The 21,564-nt window shown below is 73.0% G+C and carries 21 protein-coding genes; 11 read left to right on the top strand and 10 right to left on the bottom strand.

Annotation, left to right across the window (positions count from 1 at the left end):
* Positions 1–32 precede the first annotated feature (32 nt).
* Positions 33–1,463, bottom strand: a complete 1,431-nt coding sequence (locus Sdi02f_RS22340) for an MFS transporter (RefSeq protein WP_051783198.1) — start codon at positions 1,461–1,463, stop codon at positions 33–35.
* A 172-nt stretch (positions 1,464–1,635) separates the two neighbouring features.
* The gene (locus tag Sdi02f_RS22335) at positions 1,636–2,445 is read right to left on the bottom strand and encodes a 3-hydroxybutyrate dehydrogenase (RefSeq protein WP_030405242.1); all 810 of its coding nucleotides are present in this window, start codon (positions 2,443–2,445) and stop codon (positions 1,636–1,638) included.
* Between the two features lie 233 nt (positions 2,446–2,678).
* On the opposite strand from Sdi02f_RS22335, the gene Sdi02f_RS22330 reads away from it, so the two are divergent.
* Positions 2,679–4,334, top strand: a complete 1,656-nt coding sequence (locus Sdi02f_RS22330) for a serine/threonine-protein kinase (RefSeq protein ID WP_055467773.1) — start codon at positions 2,679–2,681, stop codon at positions 4,332–4,334.
* An 83-nt stretch (positions 4,335–4,417) separates the two neighbouring features.
* On the opposite strand, the gene Sdi02f_RS22325 is transcribed toward Sdi02f_RS22330, so the two are convergent.
* Positions 4,418–5,467 carry an LLM class flavin-dependent oxidoreductase gene (locus Sdi02f_RS22325; protein WP_030405244.1) on the bottom strand — a complete coding sequence of 350 codons (1,050 nt, stop codon included), beginning with the start codon at positions 5,465–5,467 and terminating at the stop codon, positions 4,418–4,420.
* 351 nt (positions 5,468–5,818) lie between these two features.
* On the opposite strand from Sdi02f_RS22325, the gene xynA reads away from it, so the two are divergent.
* Both xynA and Sdi02f_RS22315 read left to right on the top strand, forming a co-directional pair.
* A complete protein-coding gene (xynA, locus tag Sdi02f_RS22320; RefSeq protein ID WP_108933901.1) occupies positions 5,819–6,820 on the top strand; it encodes an endo-1,4-beta-xylanase XynA in 1,002 nt (333 codons plus the stop codon).
* 34 nt (positions 6,821–6,854) lie between these two features.
* Positions 6,855–7,859 carry a polysaccharide deacetylase family protein gene (locus tag Sdi02f_RS22315; RefSeq protein ID WP_108933900.1) on the top strand — a complete coding sequence of 335 codons (1,005 nt, stop codon included), beginning with the start codon at positions 6,855–6,857 and terminating at the stop codon, positions 7,857–7,859.
* 66 nt (positions 7,860–7,925) lie between these two features.
* Here the strand turns inward: Sdi02f_RS22315 and Sdi02f_RS22310 are convergent, their stop codons facing one another.
* Both Sdi02f_RS22310 and Sdi02f_RS22305 read right to left on the bottom strand, forming a co-directional pair.
* Positions 7,926–8,264: a MazG-like family protein gene (locus tag Sdi02f_RS22310; RefSeq protein ID WP_031081422.1), complete on the bottom strand. Its 339-nt coding sequence runs from the start codon at positions 8,262–8,264 to the stop codon at positions 7,926–7,928.
* A 37-nt stretch (positions 8,265–8,301) separates the two neighbouring features.
* Positions 8,302–8,844 (bottom strand): DoxX family protein, encoded by a 543-nt coding sequence (locus tag Sdi02f_RS22305; protein ID WP_030405247.1) that lies wholly within the window; start codon positions 8,842–8,844, stop codon positions 8,302–8,304.
* A 169-nt stretch (positions 8,845–9,013) separates the two neighbouring features.
* Here Sdi02f_RS22305 and Sdi02f_RS22300 point away from each other — a divergent pair, with 169 nt between their 5' ends.
* Positions 9,014–9,340 (top strand): nuclear transport factor 2-like protein, encoded by a 327-nt coding sequence (locus Sdi02f_RS22300; RefSeq protein ID WP_030405248.1) that lies wholly within the window; start codon positions 9,014–9,016, stop codon positions 9,338–9,340.
* A 228-nt stretch (positions 9,341–9,568) separates the two neighbouring features.
* Here Sdi02f_RS22300 and Sdi02f_RS22295 read toward each other — a convergent pair whose 3' ends face one another.
* On the bottom strand, positions 9,569–10,360 hold the full coding sequence (locus tag Sdi02f_RS22295) for an SDR family oxidoreductase (protein WP_108933899.1): 792 nt from the start codon (positions 10,358–10,360) through the stop codon (positions 9,569–9,571).
* Between the two features lie 132 nt (positions 10,361–10,492).
* On the opposite strand from Sdi02f_RS22295, the gene Sdi02f_RS22290 reads away from it, so the two are divergent.
* Positions 10,493–12,145 carry an alkaline phosphatase D family protein gene (locus Sdi02f_RS22290; protein ID WP_108933898.1) on the top strand — a complete coding sequence of 551 codons (1,653 nt, stop codon included), beginning with the start codon at positions 10,493–10,495 and terminating at the stop codon, positions 12,143–12,145.
* On the opposite strand, the gene Sdi02f_RS22285 is transcribed toward Sdi02f_RS22290, so the two are convergent.
* Entirely contained in the window at positions 12,132–13,190 is a 1,059-nt protein-coding gene (locus Sdi02f_RS22285) for a Gfo/Idh/MocA family protein (RefSeq protein WP_167458234.1), read from the bottom strand. The two genes, Sdi02f_RS22290 and Sdi02f_RS22285, sit on opposite strands and share 14 nt — an antisense overlap.
* A 185-nt stretch (positions 13,191–13,375) precedes the next feature.
* Between Sdi02f_RS22285 and Sdi02f_RS22280 the strand changes: the two genes are divergently transcribed.
* From Sdi02f_RS22280 to Sdi02f_RS22255, 4 genes are all read left to right on the top strand, one after another.
* Positions 13,376–14,713: a multidrug effflux MFS transporter gene (locus tag Sdi02f_RS22280; protein ID WP_030405252.1), complete on the top strand. Its 1,338-nt coding sequence runs from the start codon at positions 13,376–13,378 to the stop codon at positions 14,711–14,713.
* On the top strand, positions 14,662–15,837 hold the full coding sequence (locus Sdi02f_RS22275) for a serine hydrolase domain-containing protein (RefSeq protein WP_174843382.1): 1,176 nt from the start codon (positions 14,662–14,664) through the stop codon (positions 15,835–15,837). The genes Sdi02f_RS22280 and Sdi02f_RS22275 overlap by 52 nt, the downstream gene beginning before the upstream one ends.
* Positions 15,838–16,287: 450 nt before the next feature.
* The gene (locus Sdi02f_RS22260; protein ID WP_053665958.1) at positions 16,288–17,268 is read left to right on the top strand and encodes a small ribosomal subunit Rsm22 family protein; all 981 of its coding nucleotides are present in this window, start codon (positions 16,288–16,290) and stop codon (positions 17,266–17,268) included.
* Between the two features lie 28 nt (positions 17,269–17,296).
* Positions 17,297–17,959 carry a response regulator transcription factor gene (locus Sdi02f_RS22255; protein WP_030404000.1) on the top strand — a complete coding sequence of 221 codons (663 nt, stop codon included), beginning with the start codon at positions 17,297–17,299 and terminating at the stop codon, positions 17,957–17,959.
* A 12-nt stretch (positions 17,960–17,971) separates the two neighbouring features.
* Here Sdi02f_RS22255 and Sdi02f_RS35680 read toward each other — a convergent pair whose 3' ends face one another.
* Entirely contained in the window at positions 17,972–18,127 is a 156-nt protein-coding gene (locus tag Sdi02f_RS35680; RefSeq protein ID WP_234319923.1) for a DUF6243 family protein, read from the bottom strand.
* 125 nt (positions 18,128–18,252) lie between these two features.
* Here Sdi02f_RS35680 and Sdi02f_RS22250 point away from each other — a divergent pair, with 125 nt between their 5' ends.
* The gene (locus tag Sdi02f_RS22250; protein WP_030403999.1) at positions 18,253–18,894 is read left to right on the top strand and encodes a TetR/AcrR family transcriptional regulator; all 642 of its coding nucleotides are present in this window, start codon (positions 18,253–18,255) and stop codon (positions 18,892–18,894) included.
* A 106-nt stretch (positions 18,895–19,000) separates the two neighbouring features.
* A complete protein-coding gene (locus Sdi02f_RS22245) occupies positions 19,001–19,732 on the top strand; it encodes a bifunctional DNA primase/polymerase (protein WP_108933896.1) in 732 nt (243 codons plus the stop codon).
* 9 nt (positions 19,733–19,741) lie between these two features.
* On the opposite strand, the gene Sdi02f_RS22240 is transcribed toward Sdi02f_RS22245, so the two are convergent.
* Both Sdi02f_RS22240 and efeU read right to left on the bottom strand, forming a co-directional pair.
* Positions 19,742–20,731 carry an SCO2278 family lipoprotein gene (locus Sdi02f_RS22240; protein ID WP_167458233.1) on the bottom strand — a complete coding sequence of 330 codons (990 nt, stop codon included), beginning with the start codon at positions 20,729–20,731 and terminating at the stop codon, positions 19,742–19,744.
* Positions 20,691–21,563: an iron uptake transporter permease EfeU gene (gene efeU / locus Sdi02f_RS22235; protein ID WP_031088000.1), complete on the bottom strand. Its 873-nt coding sequence runs from the start codon at positions 21,561–21,563 to the stop codon at positions 20,691–20,693. The genes Sdi02f_RS22240 and efeU overlap by 41 nt, the downstream gene beginning before the upstream one ends.
* Between the last annotated feature and the right edge of the window lies 1 nt (position 21,564).

The following is a 21,564-nucleotide window of genomic DNA, read 5'->3' as shown; positions in this document are numbered from 1 at the left end:
GAAGAGGGGAGGACCCCGCAAGCGTGCCGGGGTCAGGCGGACGCGTTCTCCGTCGGACCGGAGGCCGGGCGGACCCCGGCGCCGGCTCCGGTGCCGGCGTGGGAGTCCGCCGGATCGGCCGGCCCGACCGCGGCCAGGTCGGTGCCGCGGGTCTCGCGGGCGAGGGCCACGGCGATCACGGTGATCACCGCCGACAGCCCGACGTACACCGAGATCGGGACGGAGGACCCGTACGAGCCCAGCAGCGCCGTGGCGATCAGCGGGGCGGGGGCACCGGCCGCCACCGAGGAGAGCTGGGCGCCGATGGAGGCGCCGGTGTAGCGCATCCGGGTGGCGAACAGCTCGGAGAAGAACGCGGCCTGAGGGGCGTACATCGCGCTGTGGAAGACCAGCCCGACGGTCACCGCGAGGACGAGCGCCGGGAAGGACTTGGTGTCCAGGAGCCCGAAGAAGGCCCAGGACCAGACGCCCACACCGATCGCGCCCACCAGGTAGACCGGCTTGCGGCCGACCCGGTCGGAGAGCGCGCCGAACAGCGGGATCAGGCAGAACTGGACGGCCGACCCGATGAGCACCGCGTTCAGCGCGGGCTGCTTGGCGATGCCGAGGTGCTCGACGCAGTACGTCAGGACGAAGGCGGTGATCACGTAGTACGAGATGTTCTCCGCCATCCGGGCGCCCATCGCGACCAGGATGTCCCGCCAGTGGTCGCGGACGACCGCGACGAACGGCAGCTGCTCGGCCTTCTGCCGCGCCGCGCGCTCCTTCGACCTCGCCAGCGCCTCCTTGAACAGCGGGGACTCGTCGACGGACAGCCGGATCCACATGCCGAGCACGACCAGGACGCCGGAGAGCAGGAACGGGACGCGCCAGCCCCAGGAGTTGAACGCGTCGTCACTGAGGACGGTGGTCATCAGGGAGAGGACGCCGACGGCGAGCAGGTTGCCCGCCGGTGCGCCGCCCTGCGGCCACGACGCCCAGAAGCCGCGGCGCCGGGCGTCGCCGTGCTCGGACACCAGCAGGACCGCCCCGCCCCATTCGCCGCCCAGCGCGAACCCCTGGACCAGGCGGAGCGTGGTGAGCAGCAGGGGAGCGGCGACGCCCAGCGTGTCGTAGCCGGGGACGCAGCCGATCAGGGTGGTGGAGCCGCCCATCATCAGCAGGCTGATCACCAGCAGCTTCTTGCGTCCCAGGCGGTCGCCGAAGTGACCGAAGACGACGGCGCCGACGGGGCGGGCGGCGAAGCCGATGGCGTAGGTGAGGAAGGAGAGCAGGGTGCCGGTGAGCGGGTCGGACTCCGGGAAGAAGACCCGGCCGAAGACGAGGGCCGCGGCGGAGCCGTAGAGGAAGTAGTCGTACCACTCGATGGTGGTGCCGACGAGACTGGCCGCGACGACCTTGCGGAGGCCGGCCGGTTTCTTCGGGCTGCCTGGTCCGTTCACGGCGGTGTGAGCGCTGGCCATGTGTGTCACCGTCTCGGGGCGAAGGGGGTCGGATCCACCGGGCTCGGGGGACGTCGGGGACGGTCGAGCGGGTCCGGGGGAGTGGGCGGTGGGGGGGGCGGGGGAGATGCGGTGGGTCGGTGGCGGGGAGGTGGGGGACGGGGAGACGCGGTGGGTCGGTGGAGGCGGGGTCTCAGTGGGCCGTCCAGCCGCCGTCCATCGGCAGCGAGGAGCCCGTGACGCAGCCGGTGTTCCCGGCGCAGAGCCACACCGCCGCCGCGGCGACCTCCGCCGGCTCGACCAGCCGCTTGATCGCGGTCCGGTCGAGGAGGACCCGGTCCACGACCTGGTCCTCCGGGATGCCGTGGGCGAGCGCCTGGTCCGCGATCTGGTCCTCGACGAGCGGGGTGCGGACGTAGCCGGGATTGAGGCAGTTGCTGGTGACACCGTGGGCGGCACCCTCCAGCGCGACCACCTTGCTGAGCCCTTCGAGGGCGTGCTTGGCCATGACGTACGCCGACTTGTAGGGGCTGGCGCGCAGGCCGTGCACGGAGGAGATGTTGACGACGCGGCCCCACTGCCGCGCGTACATGTGCGGCAGGGTGCGGCGCACGATCCGGAAGGGTGCCTCCACCATCACCCGCTGGATCAGGGCGAAGCGGTCCATCGGGAAGGCGTGGACGGGGGCGACGTGCTGGAGGCCGGCGTTGTTGACCACGATGTCGGCGTCGTCGGGCAGCGCCTCCACCGCCTCCGGGTCGGCGAGGTCGGCCACGATCGCGGTGCCGCCGGTCGCCGCCGCCACCTCCCCGGCGGCCCCGGCGGCCAGGTCCACGACGTACACGTCGGCGCCCGCCGCCGCGAAGGCCTCGGCACAGGCCCGGCCGATCCCGCCGGCCGCCCCGGTGACCAGGGCCTTGCGTCCCGCCAGGAACCGGGCGGCGGTGGCGCCCGGGCGGGGGTGCCGGTCCGGGCCGCCGGCGGGGTTCTCGGTGCTGTCCATGGCGGAACACCGTAGGAAGGAAGCGGGACCCCGGGCACGTGGGCCCGTCACACAATTCCCGGCCGCGAGGTGGTGGTGCCCGCCACTCGACGCCCGGGCCGCGGGAGGGTGGTGCCCGCCACTCGACGCCCGTGCCGCGGCGCGCCCGCCGGGTGCCGGGCGTCGGTATTGTTGCCACCGTCTCGCGGGGGCGCGGGTGCCGTGAGCGGGAGCGAGAGGGATGTGAGAGACCGGTGCGGACCGGCGTACCTGATCAGCGGGCCGACGGGGGCTCGGGGCGGCTGGTCGCCGACCGGTACCTGTTGTTCGACGTTCTCGGCAGGGGCGGCATGGGCGTCGTGTGGCGCGCTCACGACCAGCTCCTCGACCGTCCCGTCGCCGCCAAGGAGTTACGGGTCGCGGTCGAGGGCGACGAGGACCACGGGACGCGCATGCGGCGTGCGGTGCGGGAGGCGCGGGCCGTCGCGCGGGTGCCGCATCCCCATGTGGTCGGCGTGCACGACCTGGTCGAGTCCGAGGACCGGCTCTGGATCGTCATGGAGCTGGTGCGGGGCCCCTCCCTGGCGGCCCGGGTACGCCGGTCCGGGCCGCTCACCCCGGCGCACACCGCCCGCCTCGGACTCCAACTCCTCGACGCCCTCGGGGCCGTACACCTCGCCGGCACCCTGCACCGTGACGTGAAACCGGCCAACGTGCTGCTGCGGCCCGACGGCAGCGCCGTCCTCACCGACTTCGGCATCGCGGCCCTCGACGACGGGGAGTTGTCCACCTCGAACGGCCAACTCGTGGGCTCCATCGAGTACATGGCGCCGGAGCGGGCCACGGCCCAGGAGGCGGGGCCGGAGTCCGACCTGTGGTCGCTCGGCGCCACGCTGGTCACCGTCTGCGGAGGGCAGTCGCCCTTCCGCAGATCCGCGTACGCCGCGACCCTGCACGCCGTCGTGTACGGGCAACCCGCTCTCCCCGAACGGCTCGGCCCCCTCCGCCCGGTCGTCGAGGCGCTGCTGCGCAAGGCGCCGGGCGAGCGGCCCACCGCCGACGAGGTGGCCGCGGCCCTGCGGGACGTCGCGGCGGGGGAGGCGCCGGAGGCCGTCGCGCAGTCCGCGTCCGTGGCCGCGTCCGGGGGCGTCGGTCTCGCGTCCGACGCCGCCACCCTGGTCGTCGGCGGCGCCTCCGCGGCGTCGCCGCCCGGGGAGGAGGACACACGGATCGCGCCCCCGGGCGGTTTCGGGGACACGACGGTGTCCACCGCCGAGCCCGCGCCCACCCCGCTCCCGGTCCACCGGGCCGGCCCCGGACAGTGGCTGGCGGCGACACTCGCCGGGGCCGCCGCGCTCGTCGCCGTCGCGGGCGGCGGGCTGGCCCTCGCGGGCGTCGTGCCGTTCCAGGGCGACGAGCAGGAACCGGCCCGGGTCGAGGCCGACGAGCCCGCCCCGGTGGCGATACCCCCGAGCCCGGCCACCGCTACGCCCCAGGTGTCCTCCTACACCCTGGTCGTGACGGCGGACCAGAGCTGGCAGCCGGTCGAGAACGCGGTGGTCCGGGCGGGCGACACCGTCACCGTGAGGTCCCAGCAGGGCGAGTGGACGGTCGACCGGCAGACCATGCCCATGACCGGACCGGCCGGCTACGACGCGGAGACCGACCGGACGCTGGACTTCGCGGCCCCGTGCAAGGTGGACCCCGAGGCGCCGTTCGGCACGCTGATGACCCGCCTCGCGGACACGCCGGACGCACCGGTCCTCGCCATAGGGGAGGCGAAGACCTTCAAGGCGGGCGGGGCCGGCCAGGTCCAGCTCCGCATCAACGACGGCGAGGGCTGCCTCGACGACAACACGGGAGAGATCAGCGTGGTCGTGGAGGTGACCCGCGCGGCCTCCGGAGGGTGACCCGGCGGCCGGCCGCACGACCGCGCCGGCACGCGGTGCGCCGCACCGCCGACCCGGAGTCCGGCATCTCCCGGACCCCGGCATCACTCGAACCCCGGCATCACCCGCTCCGCCACGAGCCGCAGTTGCGTGTTCACGTCCGCCGCCCCCGGCAGGTCCCGGCCCGTGAACGCCCTCACCAGGGCGCGGTCGGTGATCGCGCAGATCATGTGGTTGACGCCGCTGGGTGCGATGTCCCGTTCGATCTTCTCCCGGCACTCCTCGGGCGTGCCCGCGACGGAGAGGCGCTCGGCGATCTCCGGGGTGGTCAGTTCGATGCCGCGGGCCAGGTCGCCGGCGCCGATCGCGTCGACGACCGGCTTCAGCTCCGCCGGGTCGACGCCGTTGCGGCGCACCTGCTCCTCCGGCATGGAGGAGGCGTAGATGCCGACCATGCTGCGCGCCGCCTCCTTGGCGGTCGCCGAGTCCGGACCGGTGGCGAAGACCACCCAGGCCCCGATGTCCAGCGAGCGCCAGTCCTTCCCGGCCCGCTCCGCTCCCGCCCTGATGTGCCGCACCGCGTAGTCGTAGGCCTCACGGGTGTAGCTCAGGGCGTGGTGGCAGCCGTCCGACAACTCCCCGGCCGCCTCGAAGGACTTCGGGCCCCGCATCGCCCCGAGCTTCAGCGGCAGCCGGTCCTGGACGGGGCGGGCGAACGTGAACAGACCGTCGTAGGAGAAGAATTCGCCCTCGTACGTGATCGCGCCCTCGTCCAGGAACGTGCGCATCACGTGCAGGGCCTCCTTCACCCGGGACAGGGGCCGGGTGCCGGTCCAGTCGATGCGGTACTGGGCCAGCAGGCCGAAGTTGCCGCTGGACAGGACGCCTTCGGCGCGGCCCCCGGAGAGCTCGTCGAGGGTGGCGAGGGCCTGGGCGAGGAGAGTCGGCTCACGCAGCGTCACCGGGGAGACACTCGGGCCCAGGCGGATGCGGTCGGTGCGGCCGGCCGCCGCGGCGAAGAGGAGCCAGAGGTCCTTGTGCCAGGTCTCGTCGGCGGCGTAACAGGCGTGGAACCCGAGCTCGTCGGCGAGCCGGATCGACTCCAGGGACTCGGCCAGCGGGTAGTCGGGGAGCATCGCGTAGCTGAACTTCACGAGCGCCAACCTCCGTCGTGGGGAACGGTGCTCTGCCTCTCCCGAGGATGTGAGGTCGCGGGGGTGGCTGTCCAGAGTGCGCGAGACGTCGAAATTTTCGAACGTCTTCTTCGTTCTTTCCGGGGCCTGCTCGCAGGCGTTCCTGGCGCTGGCGCGCGGAAGTGGGCTTCGTCTGGGACCAGCAGCGGCTTTCTGTTCCCGCGGTACCGGAAGACCCGGACGAAGGTTTCGAAACATCTACCGAAAGTGTTGACGCTCGACGAGGGCGGCCCAACACTGGCGCCGTTGTCCGAACCAGCAGGAGCAACCAGCAACCAGCAGGAGCAACCAGCAGGAGAGGAAGCACCCCCCATGAACCTGCTCGTCCCACCGCAGGGCCGCAGACGAGTCCCCGTCACCTTGCTCGTCCGGAGTGCCTGGGCCGTCGCCCTCGCCGCGCTCGCCGCGCTGATGCTGCCGGGCACCGCCCGGGCCGACACGGTCGTCACGACCAACCAGGAGGGCACCGACAACGGCTACTACTACTCGTTCTGGACCGACAGCCAGGGCACCGTCTCCATGAACATGGGCTCCGGCGGTCAGTACAGCACCTCGTGGCGCAACACCGGCAACTTCGTGGCCGGCAAGGGCTGGGCCAACGGCGGTCGCCGGGCCGTGCAGTACTCCGGCAGCTTCAACCCGTCCGGCAACGCGTACCTGGCGCTCTACGGATGGACGTCGAACCCGCTGGTCGAGTACTACATCGTCGACAACTGGGGCACCTACCGTCCCACCGGCGAGTTCAAGGGCACGGTCACCACGGACGGCGGCACGTACGACATCTACAGGACGACGCGGTACAACGCCCCCTCCGTCGAGGGCACCCGCACCTTCGACCAGTACTGGAGCGTCAGGCAGTCCAAGCGGACCGGCGGCACCATCACCACCGGCAACCACTTCGACGCGTGGGCGCGGGCCGGGATGCCGCTGGGCAGCTTCAGCTACTACATGATCATGGCCACCGAGGGCTACCAGAGCAGCGGCAGCTCCAGCATCAACGTCGGCGGGACCGGTTCCGGTGGCGGCGACAACGGGGGCGGGGGTGGGGGTTCCTGTACCGCCACGTTGTCCGCGGGGCAGAAGTGGGGGGACCGGTACAACCTCGACGTCTCGGTGAGCGGGGCATCCGACTGGACCGTGACGATGAACGTGCCGTCGCCGGCGAAGGTGATGTCGACCTGGAACGTCAACGCGACGTATCCCAATGCCCAGACGCTGACGGCCAAGCCGAACGGCAGCGGCAACACCTGGGGTGCGACCATCCAGGCCAACGGCAACTGGACCTGGCCGACCGTGTCCTGCAGCGCCGGCTGACCGCCGCCGCAACCCGAGAGGAGGCTTCACAGGTATGCGTACCCGACCACGCGCGTCGTCGCGCCCCCTGCGCACCCTGGCCACCGGCGTCGCCGTCACCGCGCTCGCCGCCGCGGGCACCGTCGTGACCGGCGCCGCTCCGGCCCAGGCCGCCGCCTGCAACGGCTATGTCGGGCTCACCTTCGACGACGGGCCCTCCGGCACCACACAGTCCCTGCTCAACGCGCTCAGGCAGAACGGGCTGCGGGCCACCATGTTCAACCAGGGCCAGTACGCCGCCCAGAACCCGGCCCTGGTGCGGGCCCAGGCCGACGCCGGCATGTGGGTCGCCAACCACAGCTACACCCACCCGCACATGACCCAGCTCGGCCAGGCCCAGATGGACTCGGAGATCTCCCGGACCCAGCAGGCGATCGCCGGCGCCGGCGGCGGGACGCCCAAGCTGTTCCGGCCGCCGTACGGCGAGACCAACGCGACGCTCCGGTCGGTCGAGGCCAAGTACGGGCTGACCGAGGTGATCTGGGACGTCGACTCGCAGGACTGGAACAACGCCAGTACCGACGCGATCGTGCAGGCCGTCTCCCGCCTCGGCAACGGTCAGGTGATCCTCATGCACGACTGGCCCGCCAACACACTCGCCGCCGTCCCGCGCATCGCGCAGACCCTGGCCGCCAAGGGGCTGTGCTCCGGCATGATCTCGCCGCAGACCGGCCGCGCGGTCGCCCCCGACGGAAGCGGAGGCGGTGGCGGCGACAACGGGGGCGGGGGCGGGGGTTCCTGTACCGCCACGTTGTCCGCGGGGCAGAAGTGGGGGGACCGGTACAACCTCGACGTCTCGGTGAGCGGGGCCGCCGACTGGACCGTGACGATGAACGTGCCGTCGCCGGCGAAGGTGATGTCGACCTGGAACGTCAACGCGACGTATCCCAACGCCCAGACGCTGACGGCCAAGCCGAACGGCAGCGGCAACACCTGGGGTTCGACCATCCAGGCCAACGGCAACTGGACCTGGCCGACCGTGTCCTGCAGCGCCGGCTGACCGGGCGGCCCGGGCGCAGGGGCCCGCACCCGTGGCCGAGTTCCGCGGGTGCGGGTCCCGTGCGTCTCACGTGCCCAGCGAGCGCCCCGCCACCCGTGCCAGGTGCCGGGCGAAGACCTCCCGGGCCTCGGGGGTGAGGGTCCGCAGCGCCACCATCGCCGTGATGACGACGTCGCACAGCTCCGCCTCCACGTCGTCCCAGGTGTGCGTGACGCCCTTGCGCGGGTTCTGGCCGGTCGCGCCGATCACCGCCTCGGCGACCTCGCCGACCTCCTCCGACAGCTTCAGCATGCGCAGCAGCAGGCCCTCCCTGCCGCCGACGGGCTGGTCCGCCTGCAGCCACCTCCACAGGTCTTCCACCGTGCTCCAGGGGTCGGTTCGCGTGCCGTCCGGGTTGTCGCTCATGGGGAGCAGCGTGCCACGGTCCCCCTCCCCGCGGACGTCACTCGAACAGCGGCTCCTGCCGCCCCTCCGCCGCCTTGCGCAGCCGCCTGTTGCGCGTGCCCACGACCACCGTCGTGGCCGCGGCCGTCGCCGCGAGGGCGGCGGGGACCATCCAGTTCCGGTTGACCGCGTGGCCCAGGGCGTGGTCGAGCGAGAGGCGGCCGGGGCCCGAGACGGCGAGGCCCGCCGCCGTCAGGCCGAGGGAGGCGGCGTACTCGTACCCGCCGGCCTGGGCGAAGAAGCCGTTCGGGGTGTGCACCGCCGCGGCGCCCGCCATCGCGCCGGCCGCGGCCGCGCCCGCCGCCGGGGTGGCCAGCCCCAGCGCCAGCAGTGTCCCGCCGCCCGCCTCCGCCAGGCCCGCCGCGACGGCGCTGGCCCGGCCCGGCGTGTAGCCCATGGCCTCCATGGCCTGGCCGGTGCCCGCGAGCCCGCCCCCGCCGAACCAGCCGAGCAGCTTCTGCGCGCCGTGGGCCGCCAGGACGCCGCCGGTACCCAGGCGGAGCAGCAGCAGTCCGAGATCACGCCGGTCACAGCACTTCACGTCGACTCCTTCGCGCACGGGCCTCGCGGACGGCGACGGCTCCTCTCCCCACCGTGGCCCGCCCGCGGGGGCGGGGCCCGGCCACGGGCGCCGTTCGAGTGGCGCAGGGGGGAGGGGACGGGTGGGGCGCCCGGTGGCGGGGGTGCGGGCCCGGTGTGACGCTGCCGCCATGACGATTCAGACCACGCGACTGCGCGACCCGGCCGTCCGCGCCTTCGTCGCCGCAGTCAACGCCCACGACCGCGAGGCCTTCCTCGCGCTGCTCGCGCCCGACGCCACCATGGCCGACGACGGAGACGACCGGAACCTCGACCAGTGGATCGACCAGGAGATCTTCTCCTCCAACGGCCACATGGAGGTCGACAACGAGTCGAACGGCGGCCGCGCCCTCATCGCCCGCTACCGCAACGACACCTGGGGCGAGATGCGCACCCGGTGGGACTTCACCGTGGACGAGGAGGGGCGGATCGCCCGCTTCGAGACCGGGCAGGCGTAACCGGGAAAACGGTGCGGCAGCCGTTCCGCCCGCCGGTGCGACCGGTGCGGTGGAACGGCTGCCGCTCCCCCCCCTCGATGTGGCCCTCGTGGAGCGTTGTGGGAGACCAACGCACCAAGTGTGAAGTTCTGGTGAAGGAGATTTGAGCATACGTCCTCCACCGGCCGCAATACCGCGGATGTTGAAATTCCGATTGTGTGAATCGATGGGCGTCCGGGGGGTGCGCGTTCAGCCCCGGCCCACGTACGGCATCGCCGTCGCCAGGACCGTCGCGAACTGCACGTTGGCCTCCAGGGGCAGTTCGGCCATGTGCCGCACCGTACGCGCGACGTCGGCGACGTCCATCACGGGCTCGGGTGCCGTCTCCCCGTTGGCCTGGAGCGCGCCGGTCTGCATGCCGGCCGTCATGTCGGTCGCCGCGTTGCCGATGTCGATCTGGCCGACCGCGATGCCGTAGGGACGCCCGTCCAGCGACAGCGACTTGGTCAGGCCCGTCAGCGCGTGCTTGGTCGCGGTGTACGCCACCGAGTGCGGGCGCGGGGTGTGCGCCGAGATCGAGCCGTTGTTGATGATCCGGCCGCCCTGCGGGTCCTGCTCCTTCATCTGCCGGTACGCCGCCTGCGCGCACAGGAACGCCCCGTTGAGGTTGGTGTCCACGACGTGCCGCCAGGCCTCGTAGGGCAGTTCCTCGACCGGCACGCCGCCGGGGCCGAACGTCCCGGCGTTGTTGAACAGCAGGTCCAGCCGCCCGAACCGGTCGCGCACGGCGCCGAAGAGGGCCGCCACGTCCTCCGGGCGTGAGACGTCGGCGCGCACGGTGAGCGGTGTGCCCCCGCCCGCCCGGGCCGCCGCGGCCGTCTGCGCCAGCGGCTCGGGGCGGCGGCCGGCCAGGGCCACCGACCAGCCGGCGGTGAGCAGTTCGACGGCGACCGCCCGGCCGATGCCGGATCCGGCGCCCGTGACGACGGCGACCTTCCGCGCGCCGGTGCTTTCCTCGTCGGTGGTTCTCACGGTGTTCATGGGTCGGCAGCGTACGGGCCGCCGAACATGCGGAACTCATCCGTCCGACATGCGATCGCCATGTCCGCGCCAAGCCGGGGTCGTCCCGGCCGCTTCGAATGCCCCTTGCAACCACCGCAAGGGGAGGAACGGATGACACCCGCGAACCACCAGGACCCGACCCGGGCCGTGCACGCGCCCGAACTCCGCGCCGCCGCCCGGAACCTGGGCCGCCGCCGCTTCCTGACCGTCACCGGCGCCGCCGCCGCTCTCGCCTTCTCCGTGAACCTGCCGTCCGCCGGGACCGCGAGCGCCGCCGAGCTGGACGCCGCGCGGCTGACCGCCGACCCCTTCACGCTCGGCGTCGCCTCGGGCGACCCCCAGCCCGACTCCGTACTGCTGTGGACGCGCCTGGCCCCGCTCCCGTACCAGGCCGACGGCGGACTGCCCGCCCAGCGCGTGGAGGTGGACTGGGAGGTGGCCCTGGACGAACGGTTCCGCCGCGTCGTCAGACGAGGCCGGGCCACCGCCCACCCCGAGTTCCAGCACACCGTGCACGTCGAGGTCGGTCACCTCGCACCCGGACACGTCTACCACTACCGCTTCCGCGCCGGCCGGTACGTCAGCCCGGCCGGACGCACCCGCACCGCGCCCGCCCGCGCCGGCCGGGCCGCCGACCTCACCTTCGGCCTCGTCTCCTGCCAGCGGTACGACCAGGGGTACTACACCGCGTACCGGCACCTGGCCCGCGAGGACGTGGACTTCGTCCTCCACCTCGGCGACTACCTCTACGAGTACGCCGTGAACGCCACCGGCGGCTCCCGCGCCTACCCGGCGGGCACCCTGCCCGCCCACTTCAACCACGAGACGGTGACGCTGGAGGACTACCGCCTGCGGTACGCCCTCTACAAGTCCGACCCCGACCTGCGGGCCGCGCACGCCGCGCACCCGTTCGTCGTCACCTGGGACGACCACGAGACCGAGAACAACTACGCCGGCGAGACCCCGGAGAACGACGTCCCGCCGGAGGAGTTCCTCATCCGCCGGGCCGCCGCCTACCGCGCCTACTGGGAGAACATGCCGCTGCGCCGGCCCCAGCTGCCCGACGGCCCCGACCTGAAGCTCTACCGCCGCCTGCACTGGGGGAGGCTGGCCCAGTTCGACGTCCTCGACACCCGCCAGTACCGCTCCAACCAGGCGTACGGCGACGGCTGGCAGTTCCCCGGCCCCGAGTCCGAGGACCCGAAGCGCACCCTCACCGGCGACGCCCAGGAACGCTGGCTGATCAACGGCTGGCACCGGTCGGACGCCCTGTGGAACGTGGTGCCGCAGCAGGTCACCTTCTCCCGGCGGTACAACTCCACCAGCACACCGTCGAAGGTCTCCATGGACTCCTGGGACGGCTACCCGGCCTCCCGCGAGCGGGTCCTGGCCGGCGCGCAGGCCGCCGGGATCGAGAACCTCATGGTCCTCACCGGCGACGTGCACGTCTCCTACGGCTTCGACATCAAGCGCGACTTCGACGACCCGGACTCCCGGACCCTGGGCACCGAGATCGTCACCACGTCGATCACCAGCGGCGGCAACGGCTCCGAGAAGCCGTCCAACTGGAACACCCTCATGACCGCCAACCCGCACCTGAAGTTCTTCAACGGGCTGCGCGGCTACGCGACCGTCTCGCTGGACCGCCGGTCCGCGCGCGCCGACTTCAAGACGGTGTCCCACGTGACCGGCGAGGGCGCCCCGCTCACCACCGCCGGGTCCTTCGTGACCGAGGCGGGGGAGCCGGGACTCAAGCCGGCGTGACGACCGGCTCCGCCGCCTCTCCCCGTTCGCCCCGTTCTCCTCGTGCGTCCCGTTCTCCCGGGTAGCGGACGCCGACGCGGTCCCGGATCGCGTCGAGCGTCCGCATCACGGCGAGCGTGCCGTCGAGGGGGACCAACGGCGACTCGGTCTCCCCGGCGCGCAGGGCCCGCATCACCTCCTCGGCCTCGTGCCGCAGGCTCTCGCGGGGGCCGTCGGCCGGGTCGGCACGGAACTCCTGCGGGTCCCGGCCGTCCCGGTGCAGCACGAAGCGGTCCGGGAAGAAGAAGCCGTTCGGGACGTCGATGCGGCCCTCGGAGCCGGTGACCGACGCCGAGTGGGGCGTGCCGCCGGTGATCGAGCAGTGGACCGAGGCGAGGGCGCCGCTGTCGTAGGAGAGCAGCGCGCCCGTCTGCAGGTCGACGCCCTCCTCCGAGAGCACCGCGCGCGCCGCCACGTCCGACGGCTCGCCGAGCAGCAACTGCGCGAACGACACCGGGTACACGCCCAGGTCGAGCAGCGCGCCGCCGCCCTGTGCGGGGTCCCGCAGCCGGTGCGCGGGCGGGAAGGGGCCCGCGAGGCCGAAGTCCGCCTGGAGACTGCGGACCTCGCCGATCGCGCCGTCCTCCACCAGCTTCTTCAGGCGCCGCACCAGTGGGTTGCAGTACATCCACATCGCTTCCATGAGGAAGACGTCCTTCTCGCGGGCCAGCGCGACCAGTTCGGCCGCCTCGCGCGCGTTCAGCGTGAACGGCTTCTCGCACAGCACGTTCCGGCCCGCCTCCAGGCACAGGCCGGCCGCCGTGCGGTGCGCCGAGTGCGGGGTCGCGACGTACACCACGTCGACGTCCTCGTCCCGCGCCAGCGTCTCCCAGCCGCCGTACGCCCGCGGTATCCCGAACCGCTCGGCGAACGCCTTCGCCGACGCCTCGGTCCGCGAGGCCACCGCCACGACCTCCGCGTCCGGCAGATCGACCAGATCCGCCGTGAACCGCGCCGCCATCCCGCCGGTCGCGAGAATTCCCCAGCGCACCTTCTGCCCGGTCACCGCTGACACCCTGCCCCACCCTCGCTCAGGTTCGTTCGTTGTTCGTCGTGTGATTGTTGTTCGTCGTGCGTCGTTCGCCGTGCGTCGTGTGTTGTTCGTCGTGTGGCGTTCGAGTCTGTTCGTTCAAGTGCGTACGAGCTGAGAGCATAGGTGGCGGATCTGTAGAAGAGGGAGGGGCACATCACATGCCCGAGCGCGGGCCGTCCATACCGCACCAGTCGCCGGACACGACCACCACACCCGCGGTGCCCGAGCCGCGAACGTCTTCTTCCGCGCGGACAGCGCCCACACTGCCCGCCGCCCGACGGATCAGTCTGCTCGTCACGCTCATCCTCGGCAGCCTCACCGCCACGCCGCCGCTGGCGATGGACATGTACCTCCCCGCGCTCCCGGAGGTCACCCGGTCCCTGAGCGCGCCCGCCGCCACCGTCCAGCTCACGCTCACCGCCTGTCTGGCCGGCATGGCCCTCGGGCAGATCGTGGTCGGTCCCATGAGCGACAAGTGGGGGCGCCGCCGTCCGCTGCTGACCGGACTCGCCGTCTACGTCGTCGCCACCGCCCTGTGCGCCGTCGCGCCGAACGTGGAACTCCTCGTAGCCTTCCGGCTGGTGCAGGGACTCGCCGGTGCCGCCGGGATCGTCATCGCCCGTGCCGTCGTACGCGACCTGTACGACGGCGTGGCCATGGCCCGCTTCTTCTCCACCCTCATGCTGATCTCCGGCGTCGCTCCGGTCGTCGCGCCGCTCATCGGCGGGCAGATCCTGCGGGTGACGGACTGGCGGGGCGTGTTCGTCGTCCTCGTCGTGGTCGGCGTGGTGCTGGGGGCGGTCGTCTGGGCCAAGCTGCCGGAGACGCTGCCCGTCGAGGAACGGCACGCGGGCGGCGTCGGCGACACCCTGCGCGCGATGCGCGGGCTGCTCGCCGACCGCGCCTTCAGCGGGTACATGCTCGCCGGCGGGTTCGCCTTCGCCTCGCTGTTCGCCTACGTCGCGGCCTCGCCGTTCGTCATGCAGGAGATCTACGGGGCCTCCGCGCAGACGTTCAGCCTGCTGTTCGGGCTCAACTCCGTCGGGCTCGTCGTGGTCGGGCAGATCAACGGCAAGATCCTGGTCGGACGGGTCAGGCTGGACCGGGTGCTCGGGCTCGGGCTCCTCGTCGTGATCGCCGCCGCGACGGTGCTGCTCCTGATGTCCCTGGGCGTCTTCGGCGAGGTCGGGCTGGGGCCGGTCGCCGCCGCGCTGTTCGTGCTGATGTCCGCGATGGGCCTCAGCCTGCCCAACACCCAGGCGCTCGCCCTGATGCGGGTCAAGCAGTCCGCCGGCTCCGCCTCCGCGCTGCTCGGCACGTCGTCCTTCCTCATCGGCGCCGTCGCCTCCCCGCTGGTCGGGATCGCGGGCGAGGACACCGCGGTGCCCATGGCCGTGGTCCAGCTGGTGGCGGCGGTGGTGGCGCTCGGCGTCCTCGTGACCATGTGCCGGGGGCAGGGAGCGAGTTCGGCCACGGGCAAGGGAGCGGACAACTGAGCGCTCCGAGACTGCGCGCCGACACCCCGGAGCGGGCCGGGCTCGACCCCGACGGGCTCCGCCGTGCCGTCGACCGGGTGCACGACCTCACGGCCGGCGAACGCCCCTGGGCCGCGGGCGCCGTCGTGGCCGTCGGACGCGGTCCCGTGCTCGCCGTCGAGGAGGCGGCGGGGTGGGCCGTGCGCTACGGCGCCTACGACCCGGGGACCGACGCGGGTGTCGAACTGCCGCCGGGCTCGTGGGTGCGGGCGACCGTCGACACGCCCTTCGACCTGGCCTCCCTGACGAAGCTGTTCACCGCGGTCGCCGCCGTGCAGCAGATCGAGCGGGGCACGCTCGGCATCGACGCGGAGGTCGGCGCCTACCTGCCGGACTTCCGGGCCGCGGCCCGGCACCGCGTCACCGTACGGCAGTTGCTCACCCACACCTCGGGGCTGCGGCCCGAACTGCCGCTGTACGACTGCGCCGACGACGAGGAACGGCTGCGGCGGCTGCGGGCGGAGCCGCCGGTGGGGGTGCCGGGCACGTACTGCTACTCCGACCTGAACATGCTGCTCCTGCAGCACGTGCTGGAACGCATCACCGGCCGGGGGCTCGACGTCCTCGTCCGGGACGGGATCACCCGGCCGCTGGGCATGACGGCGACGGGCTTCGGGCCGTGCCCCGGCGCGGCGGCCACCGAGGACCAGCGTCGGCCGTGGGCCAAGGCGGACCGGGGGATGCTGCGCGGGGTCGTCCACGACGAGAACGCGTGGGCGCTGGGCGGGGTGGCCGGTCACGCGGGGCTGTTCTCGACGGGGCGGGACCTCGCGGTGTTCAGCCGGGCGCTGCTCGCGGGGGGCTCCCACGGGCCGGCGCGGATCCTGGGGCCGGACTTCGTGGAGCTGCTCTTCACCGAGCCGGGGCTCGGGTTCCTCCTCGACCAGCCGTGGTTCATGGGCGAGCTGGCGGGGCGCGGGACGGCCGGGCACACCGGGTTCACCGGCACGATGCTGGTCCTCGACCGGGTGACGGAGACCTTCGTGATCCTCCTTGCCAACACGGTCCACCCACGCCGCCGGGCCCCGTCCAACGGGCCCCGGGCGGCGCTGTGCACGGGGGTGGCACGGGCGGTGCGGGCCTGATCTCCGGGTGCGTTTGCCTGCGGCGCCTGTGCGGGGTGGGTGGGGGTGCGCGTAGCGCGGTGGGGTGCGTTGTGGGTCGGGGCCGCGCCGGGGGGTGTCCGTCCTCGGAACGGCGCGGAATCGGTCGGCCACAGATCTCTCCGGCGTTGACGCGCCAACCGCTGCGGGCGGACACCCCCCGACACGACCCCTTCTCGCCGTACGCGGCCGCCGGCCGTCGCCCCCCCAGCTGCGGGCAGTCGCCACGCCCCCCAGCTGCGGGCAGTCGTGCCTCCCCCAGTGCCTGAACGGCCTGGGAGGTACCCCCAGGCGGCACGGGTGGGCCCAGCGGCACCCCGCTGCGCCGGGCTTGCGACCCGACCCCGCGCCCGCACACACCCCGCGCACCGGTCGACGCCGGGCCACGTACCCCGCCCGCCACCCCACGGCGTGCCTCGTAGAATCGCCCGCGTGACCCACCCCGCCGACACCCTCCGCACCACCCTCGCCGACTTCGTCGACGGGCTCCCGCCCCGCCAGGCCGCGCAGGCCGTGGAGCGGCTGATCGCCAACTACCGCGGGGACACCCCGACCGACGCCCCCATCCTCCGTGACCGCGCGGACGTCGTCGCCTACGCCGCGTACCGCATGCCCGCCACCTTCGCCGCCGTGCGCTCCGCACTGGCCGAGTTCGCCGCGGCCGTGCCGGATTGGGTGCCCGGCAGCCACCTGGACCTCGGCGGCGGCACCGGTGCCGCGACCTGGGCCGTCAGCGACACCTGGGACGGCACGCGCCCGGTGACCGTGCTCGACTGGGCCGAACCCGCGCTCGCTCTCGGCCGGGAGATCGCCGCCTCGCTGCCCGCCCTGCGCGACGCCCGCTGGCAGCGCGCCCGGATCGGCACGGCGCTCACCCTGGAGAGTGCCGACCTCGTCACCGTGTCCTACGTGCTCAACGAGCTGACCGTCGCCGACCGCACCGCCCTCGTGGACGCCGCCGCCGGCGCCGCGCGGACCGTCGTGATCGTCGAGGCCGGCACCCCCGCCGGCTACGCCCGTGTCATCGAGGCCCGCGACCGGCTGATCGCCGCCGGATTCCGGGTCGCCGCGCCCTGCCCGCACAGCGCCGCCTGCCCCATCGTGCCCGGCACGGACTGGTGCCACTTCGCCGCGCGCGTCAGCCGGTCCAGCCTGCACCGGCAGGTCAAGAGCGGTTCCCTCGCCTACGAGGACGAGAAGTTCAGCTACGTCGCCGCCACCCGGCTCCCGGTCGCCCCGGCGCCCTCCCGCGTGATCCGGCGTCCGCAGATCCGCAAGGGCCAGGTCCTGCTCGACCTGTGCGAGCCCGACGAAGAGCTCCGCCGCCGGACGGTCACCAAGCGCCACGGAGACCTGTACAAGGCGGCCCGCGACGCGGCCTGGGGCGACCCCTGGCCGGGTGAGGAAACGTGACCCCGTGGAACGTGCCGTGCACCGCGCCCTGCGGATCGTGATCGCCGAGGACGATCCGCTGCTGCGCGAGGGGCTCGCCCTGCTGCTGAGGGCCGAGGGACTGGACGTGGTGGCCACCGCGGACACCGCGGATGCGGTGCTCGCCGCCATCGACGCGCACGAGCCCGACGTCGCCATCCTGGACGTGCGCATGCCGCCCACCCACACCGACGAAGGGGTCCGGGCGGCCGTCGAGGCGCGGCGGCGGCGCCCCGGGCTCGCCGTTCTGGTGCTGTCCGCCTACGTGGAGCAGTCCTTCGCCACCGACCTGCTGACCGGTGGCGTCGGCGGGCTCGGCTACCTGCTCAAGGAGCGGGTCGGCCGGGTCGAGGAGTTCATGGACGCGCTCGGCCGGGTCGCGGGCGGCGGTACCGCCATCGACCCCGAGGTCGTGGCCCAGCTGTTCACCCGCACCCGCCAGGACACCCGGCTGGAGCGGCTCAGTCCGCGGGAGCGGGAGGTGCTGGCCCTGATGGCCGAGGGGCTGGGCAACAGCGCCATCGCCGCTCGGCTCGTCGTCACCGACGGCGCGGTCCACAAGCACATCCGCAGCATCTTCGCCAAGCTCGACCTGTCCCCGGCCGACCAGGTCGACCGGCGGGTGGCTGCCGTTCTGCACTATCTGGAGAACGCGCGGGTGCCACGCCGCTGAGCGGCCGGCTGGTCAGCTCTTGGGGTTTTGCCGCCGTTCCCGCAGTCTGCGCAGCAGTTCCCGCTTCTGGGCCTGCGGGGACGTGCCGCCGCCCACGCGGCCGGCCGGGTCGCCGCCGCGCAGGGCGTCACGGCCGAGATTCCGGCGCGTGCCGCCGACGCCCAGCATGTTTCCGGTTCCACCTCGGGTCATGGGGGTTCTCCTTGGAGTGAGCTGGATGGTACGAGACGGTTCGTCTCGTGGTGAAACTCTGGGCGAGACGGTGCGTCTTGTCAACCTGGTAACTTCGGACCATGGCCACACAGAAGTCCACCCGTCCCCCTGCCCCCGCCGCCGAGCGGCCGCATCCCGACGCCACCCGGCGCAGCCAGCGGTCCCGCCAGGCCATCTACGACGCCGCCCTCGCCCTGGTCGGCGAGGTCGGCTACCCCAAGACCACCATCGAGGGCATCGCCGCCCGCGCCGGCGTCGGCAAGCAGACGATCTACCGCTGGTGGTCCTCGAAGGCCGACGTCCTGCTGGAGGCCTTCCTCGACCTGGGCGAGCAGGCCGCCGGGCAGGAGGCGTACGCGATTCCGGACACCGGCGACCTCGCCGCCGACCTCAAGGCGGTCCTGCGCGCCACCGTCGACGAGCTGCGCGACCCGCGGTTCGAGACTCCCTCCCGCGCCCTGGCCGCGGAGGGCGTCGTCAACGAGCAGCTCGGCCGGGAGTTCGTCGCCAAGCTCCTGGAACCCTCGCTCCAGCTCTACGTCGACCGCCTGCGCGCCGCCCAGGAGGCCGGCCAGGTGCGGCCGGACATCGACCCGCGGATCGCCCTGGAACTCTTCGTCTCCCCGCTGGCCCAGCGCTGGCTCCAGCACACCGGGCCCTTCTCCCACGCCTACACCGACACCCTCGTCGACTACGCGCTGCACGGGCTCGCCCCCCGGTGACCGGACAGGGCTGACCAGGGAAGTTTGTCCCTTCGCGACCCCGAAGCGCCGAATGGTGCGACGATAGGGCATGCTGGAGCGAACGACGGCGAGGGCAAGGGGATAGATGAGCGCGGAGTTCGGCGGTCGGAGCGGTCGTCAGGGCAAACTCTCCTCGTGGCTGCGCGGACGCCGCCCCAAGGAGGCCGCCGGAGACGGTGGCCGGGAGGATCTGCTGCTCGCCGCCGCCGGTGCGGGACTGCCCCTGGCACCCGCCGCGCACCCCTCCGGATACCGTTGCTCCTGCGACCGCGTGGGCTGTCCCACCCCGGCCCGCCACCCGGTGTCCTTCGCCTGGCAGACGCAGTCCACCACCGACCGCGCCCAGATCGAGCGCTGGGCCCGGCACCAGCCCGAGGCCAACTTCATCACCGCGACCGGCATGGTGCACGACGTCCTGGACGTGCCGCTCCAGGCCGGTCGCGAGGCGCTCGAGCGGCTGCTCGCCGCCGGTGTCGAGGTCGGGCCGGTCGCCGAGAGCGACGACGGACGCATGCTCCTGTTCACCCTCACCCGCGGCACCCCCGAGGACGAGGACGAGTGGTGGCCCTGCGAGCTGGACTGCCACCCCGAGACCATGGACGAGCACCCCGGACTGCGCTGGCACTGCCGCGGTTCCTACGTGCTGGTGCCGCCGGCCCGGCTGCCCGGCGAGAGCCGGACCGTGCACTGGGTGCGCGGTCCCGAGCATCCGCTGCCGGACCCGCTGACCCTGCTGGAGACCCTCACCGACGCCTGCGCCCGGCACGCCGGCGAGGAGAGCGACCACGCGGGCGCCGCCTGGCCCCTGCGTCGCTGAGGGCGCGGGCTATTCACCCTTCGCCGAGGTCAGGCCCTGCACGCGGCCCAGGACCGACACCGGTCCGTCCGCCGGATCGAGCGCCACCTCGTTGGAGACGAACTCCATCGTCAGCGACTGCTTGATCTCGCCGTCCGTCAGCGCCAGCACGTCCTTGTTCGGCGTCGGCACGGAGGCGCCCCGCGCGGCGGTCTGCTTCTCGAAGTGCCGGGTGGTGAAGAAGACCAGCGCCCCGCCGTCCTTCGTCCGCAGCGCCAGCGGCGCGTAGTCGCCGTTCGTCAGCGGCTCGTCGATGTACTGCGTGGCCAGGCCGGGGCGGGAGGAGCGCTTCTCGCGCTGCGCGCGCCAGGAGCTGGTGTGCGTCCCGTCCGCGAAGGACGTGCCGCCCTTCTGCAGGTACGTCGCGTAGCCCTTGCTCAGTCGGGTCGGCGGGACGCTCACGTCGGCCGCGTTCGCGGGCACGGCCTCCGCCCAGCCGTCGGCGTCGGTCTTGAACTCGGGCATTTTGCCGGGCGCGACCAGCGTCAGGTACGCCGCCTCCCAGGTCTCCTCCAGGCCGTTGCGGGTGAACACCAGCAGCCAGCGCGCGTTACCGCTCTTGTTGGCCTTGGTGTCCGCGAGGAACCAGCGCGGCCAGCCCGCCTTCTTGGGGATGGTGAACCTGGCGTCGGTCAGCTCCAGCGGCGTGTGCGAGGGGTTGCCGTCCGGGTGGTTGGCCGCCCCCGCCTCCAGCCGCGCCGAGTCGATCGCGGCGAGGGCGCCCGTCGTGTGCTCGGCGTCCAGGCCGGCGTCGTACGCCTTGTCGGCCTTGTTGTACGCGGTGGTGAACTGCTCCAGTGCCTTCGCGGCCTCGGCCCGGGTGGCCGAGGGGAGCACCTCGCGCTCGCCGTGCACCACCACGCACCCGCTCGCCGCCAACGACAAAGCGGTCGCCGAGGCGGATATGAGCGCGCACTTCTCAAGCCTGCGGGGCCTCCGAGGGCCGCGGTCCTGGCTCATCAGGTTCCTTCACCTTCCCCTTCCCGGAGGCGAACCCTACCGGGGCGAGGAAGAGCGCGAGTGTCGGGACCAGGTACAGCAGCCACACCGTGACCTGGAGGACGGTCGGATCGGGCTGGAAGTTGAACACGCCCTTGAGCAGGGTGCCGTACCAGCTGGAGGGGTCGACCGTGTTGCTGATGTCGAAGGCCAGGTTCGTCAGGCCCGGCACCAGGTCGGCCTCCTGGAGGTCGTGCACGCCGTAGGCCAGGACGCCCGCCGCCACGACGACCAGCATGCCGCCGGTCCAGGTGAAGAACCGGGCCAGGTTGATGCGCAGGGCACCCCGGTAGAACAGCCAGCCGAGCAGCACCGCCGTCGCCAGGCCCAGGGCCACGCCGATCAGCGGGCGCGGGGTGCCGTCGCTCGCCGCGTGCACCGACGCCCACACGAACAGCGCCGTCTCCAGGCCCTCCCGGCCCACCGCCAGGAACGCGGTGGCCACCAGCGCGCCGGTGCCCATCGCGAGGGCGGCGTCCAGCCTGCCGTGCAGCTCCGACTTCAGGTGCCGGGCGGTGCGCCGCATCCAGAAGACCATCCACGTCACCAGGACCACGGCGAGGACGGACAGCGAACCGCCCAGCGCCTCCTGGGCCTTGAACGTCAGCTCCTGCGAGCCGAACTCCAGCGCGCAGCCGAAGCCGAGCGCGATGGCGATCGCGACGCCGATGCCGGCCCAGATGGGCTTCAGGGCGTCCCGCCGGCCGGTCTTGACCAGGTAGGCGATCAGGATGCAGACCACGAGCGAGGCTTCCAGACCCTCGCGCAGTCCGATCAGGTAGTTGGAGAACACC

This window comes from Streptomyces ardesiacus, assembly GCF_003112575.1.
In the GTDB taxonomy this organism is placed as follows: domain Bacteria; phylum Actinomycetota; class Actinomycetes; order Streptomycetales; family Streptomycetaceae; genus Streptomyces; species Streptomyces ardesiacus.
Note: the sequence above shows the minus strand (reverse complement) of the source record. Positions and strands in the feature narration are given on the sequence as shown.

What these genes read in the sequence shown, in the direction of transcription:
- xynA (WP_108933901.1), top strand. Translation starts at nt 5,819, where the DNA reads ATGAACCTGCTCGTCCCACCGCAGGGCCGCAGACGAGTCCCCGTCACC.
- Sdi02f_RS22335 (WP_030405242.1), bottom strand. Translation starts at nt 2,445, where the DNA reads ATGGACAGCACCGAGAACCCCGCCGGCGGCCCGGACCGGCACCCCCGC.
- Sdi02f_RS22280 (WP_030405252.1), top strand. Translation starts at nt 13,376, where the DNA reads ATGCCCGAGCGCGGGCCGTCCATACCGCACCAGTCGCCGGACACGACC.
- Sdi02f_RS22315 (WP_108933900.1), top strand. Translation starts at nt 6,855, where the DNA reads ATGCGTACCCGACCACGCGCGTCGTCGCGCCCCCTGCGCACCCTGGCC.
- Sdi02f_RS22290 (WP_108933898.1), top strand. Translation starts at nt 10,493, where the DNA reads ATGACACCCGCGAACCACCAGGACCCGACCCGGGCCGTGCACGCGCCC.
- Sdi02f_RS22310 (WP_031081422.1), bottom strand. Translation starts at nt 8,264, where the DNA reads ATGAGCGACAACCCGGACGGCACGCGAACCGACCCCTGGAGCACGGTG.
- Sdi02f_RS22340 (WP_051783198.1), bottom strand. Translation starts at nt 1,463, where the DNA reads ATGGCCAGCGCTCACACCGCCGTGAACGGACCAGGCAGCCCGAAGAAA.
- Sdi02f_RS22245 (WP_108933896.1), top strand. Translation starts at nt 19,001, where the DNA reads ATGAGCGCGGAGTTCGGCGGTCGGAGCGGTCGTCAGGGCAAACTCTCC.
- Sdi02f_RS22250 (WP_030403999.1), top strand. Translation starts at nt 18,253, where the DNA reads ATGGCCACACAGAAGTCCACCCGTCCCCCTGCCCCCGCCGCCGAGCGG.
- Sdi02f_RS35680 (WP_234319923.1), bottom strand. Translation starts at nt 18,127, where the DNA reads ATGCTGGGCGTCGGCGGCACGCGCCGGAATCTCGGCCGTGACGCCCTG.
- Sdi02f_RS22240 (WP_167458233.1), bottom strand. Translation starts at nt 20,731, where the DNA reads ATGAGCCAGGACCGCGGCCCTCGGAGGCCCCGCAGGCTTGAGAAGTGC.
- Sdi02f_RS22295 (WP_108933899.1), bottom strand. Translation starts at nt 10,360, where the DNA reads ATGAACACCGTGAGAACCACCGACGAGGAAAGCACCGGCGCGCGGAAG.
- Sdi02f_RS22300 (WP_030405248.1), top strand. Translation starts at nt 9,014, where the DNA reads ATGACGATTCAGACCACGCGACTGCGCGACCCGGCCGTCCGCGCCTTC.